Here is a 2,766-nt window from a genome sequence, read left to right on the forward strand (position 1 = left end):
GCCCCGGGGAGCGGCGGGGACCGGGCGGCCGCACGCCGCGGGCCGTCCGACCTCGGCGGAACGCCCGCCCGAGCGGTGCGGACGGGATCGCCCGCGCCGCCGCGGGGGGAACGGGCGGAGCCCGCGGAGCCGGTACCCGCCGCAGGCGGATCGGTCGCACGCGGATCGGCCGTCGGCCGCTCGCTGCTCGGCCCGTCGCGCTCGCAGGTCTCCCGACGCTCCGTCCCGGGGCGGCTGAGCCGCACCGGCGCCGCCGCGCCCGCCGGCGGTTGGTGGGTCTCGGTGCGGGGCGGCCGTTCCGGCCCGGTCCGCAGCAGCCGGTCCCGGCTGGGCGCGGGCCTGGTCACCGTGCCGGAGGTGCCGCGCCCCGACCCGGCCGCCGCCGTGCTGCGCGACCCCGAGGTCCCCGAGGATCGGCGCTACTGCTCCGGCCCCGAGTGCGGTGCGCCCGTCGGCCGGTCCGGCGAGGCGGGCCCCGGCCGGGCCGAGGGGTTCTGCTCGGCGTGCGGGCACCCGTTCTCCTTCGTCCCCAAGCTCGCCCCCGGGGACGTGCTGCGGGGCCAGTACGAAGTGGCCGGCCCCCTCGCCCACGGCGGCCTCGGCTGGATCTACCTGGCCCGCGACCGCGCGCTGTCCCGCCGCTGGGTGGTGCTCAAGGGCCTCCTCGACTCCGGGGACGCGGACGCGATGGCCGCCGCCATCAACGAGCGGCGCTTCCTCGCCGAGATCGAGCACCGGACCATCGTCCGCGTCTACAACTTCGTGGAGCACGTGGACCGGCGCACCGGGAGCCGCGACGGGTACATCGTCATGGAGTACGTCGGCGGCCGGTCGCTCAAGGAACTCGCCAACGGGCGGCGCACCCCCGACGGCCGGCGCGAACCGATGCCGGTGGAGCTGGCCTGCGCCTACGGCCTCGCCGCGCTCGACGCCCTCGGCCACCTGCACAGCCGCAACCTCCTCTACTGCGACTTCAAGGTCGACAACGCCATCCAGCAGGGCAACCACCTCAAGCTGATCGACATGGGCGCCGTGCGGCGGATCGACGACCGGCGCTCCCCGGTGTACGGCACGCCCGGCTACCAGGCACCCGAGGTCCCCGAGCACGGCGCGTCCGTGGCGTCCGACCTGTACACCGTCGCCCGCACCCTCGCCGTGCTGACCTTCGACTTCTCCGGCTACCGCGGCCCCTACGCCGACAGCCTCCCCTCGCCCGACGCGGTGGCCGTCTTCCGCCGGTACGAGTCCTTCTACCGCCTGCTGGTCCGGGCCACCGACCCCGACCCCGAGCGCCGCTTCGCCTCGGCCGCCGAGATGTCGGACCAGCTCACGGGGGTCCTGCGGGAGATCGTCGCCCTCCGCACCGGGCGCCCCCGGCCGGCGGCGTCCTCGATGTTCGGGCCGGAGACCCGGGTGGTCGACCCCGAGCTGCTGCCGCCCGGCGACGGCCGCGCCTCCGTCCTCGGCGAACGGGACCCGCGCCGCCGCCGCACGGCGGCCCGACCCCTGCCGCCCCCGGCACCCGGCGGACCGGTGCACGCCCCCGCCACTGTCCGGCCCGACCTCCGGCTGACCGCCCTGGCGCTCCCCGTCCCGCGCGTCGACCCGCAGGACCCCAACGCGGGGTTCCTCGCCGGGCTGGTCGCCACCGAGCCCGAGGATCTGCTCGCCGCGCTGGGCGAGGCCCCCGAGGAATCGGTGGAACGCTCCCTCCGGGAGGTGCGGGCGCTGCTGGAACTCGCCACCGGCCCGGCCACCGGCTCCGCGTGGCACCGCGCCGCGGACGGGGTCCTCACCGCCCTGGCGCGCGACCACGGCGACGACTGGCGGGTGGTGTGGCACCGCGGCCTGCTGGCACTCGACGACGGCGACCTCGACCTGGCCGCGCTCGCCTTCGACGCGGTCTACGACGCCTTCCCCGGGGAACTGGCGCCGAAGCTGGCGCTGGCCGTGTGCGCCGAGCAGCTGGGGCAGTCGGACAACGCCGCCGACTACTACGAGCTGGTGTGGGCGACCGACCCCAGCCACGTGAGCGCGGGCTTCGGGCTGGCGCGCGTCCGGCTCGCGCTGGGCGACCGCGCCGGAGCGGTCCGTGCCCTGGAGTCGGTCCCCGACACCTCCGCCCACTGGACCGCGGCCCGCGTCGCCGGCGTCCGGGCCCGGCTGCGCCAGCGGGCGCCCACCGAACCTCTCCTGCCCGACCTGCGCGCCGCCGCCGGGCAGCTCACCCTGCTCCGTGAACAGGGTCTGGAACCGGCACTGGCCGAACGGTTGTCCTGTGAAGTGCTCGGGGCAGCGCTCGACTGGTTGCTGGCGGGTCGCGTCGGGGACGACCGGGTCCATGCGGGAGAGGAACGACTGATGCCGGACCAACCGTTGAACGAGACCGGCGTCAGACTGGGACTGGAACGCTCGTACCGGGTGCTCGCCCGGTTGGCGGCGACCAGTGGAGAACGGATCGAACTGGTGGAGACGGCCAACCGCCTCCGCCCGAGAACATGGGTGTGACGATGCCGCAGCGTGATCAAGTCTCCTGTCCGGCCTGTGGGGAGGCCCCGCGTACCGACGAGCGGTACTGCGCGGTGTGCGGTTCCGGGCGGCCGGCACCGGCGGACGACTCCGCCGGGCGGCCCGCGTCCTCACCGCGCCCCTCGGGAGCGGAGACCGCCGCACCGGACGGTCGGGCTCCCGCACCGGCACCGACCGCCGGACCGGGCCCCGCCTCCCCTCCGGACGGCGGGGCCGCCGGGGGCGGCAGTGCCGCGG

General features: G+C 76.8%; 1 protein-coding gene. It reads left to right on the forward strand.

What is annotated here, in order from left to right:
- On the forward strand, nucleotides 1–2,508 hold a 2,508-nt coding region (locus HCN56_RS24890; RefSeq protein ID WP_245247013.1), incomplete at its 5' end, for a serine/threonine-protein kinase.
- Nucleotides 2,509–2,766 lie beyond the last annotated feature (258 nt).

Origin of the sequence: Streptomyces lonarensis (assembly GCF_012033735.1) — a bacterium.
Taxonomy (GTDB): Bacteria; Actinomycetota; Actinomycetes; order Streptomycetales; family Streptomycetaceae; genus Streptomyces; species Streptomyces lonarensis.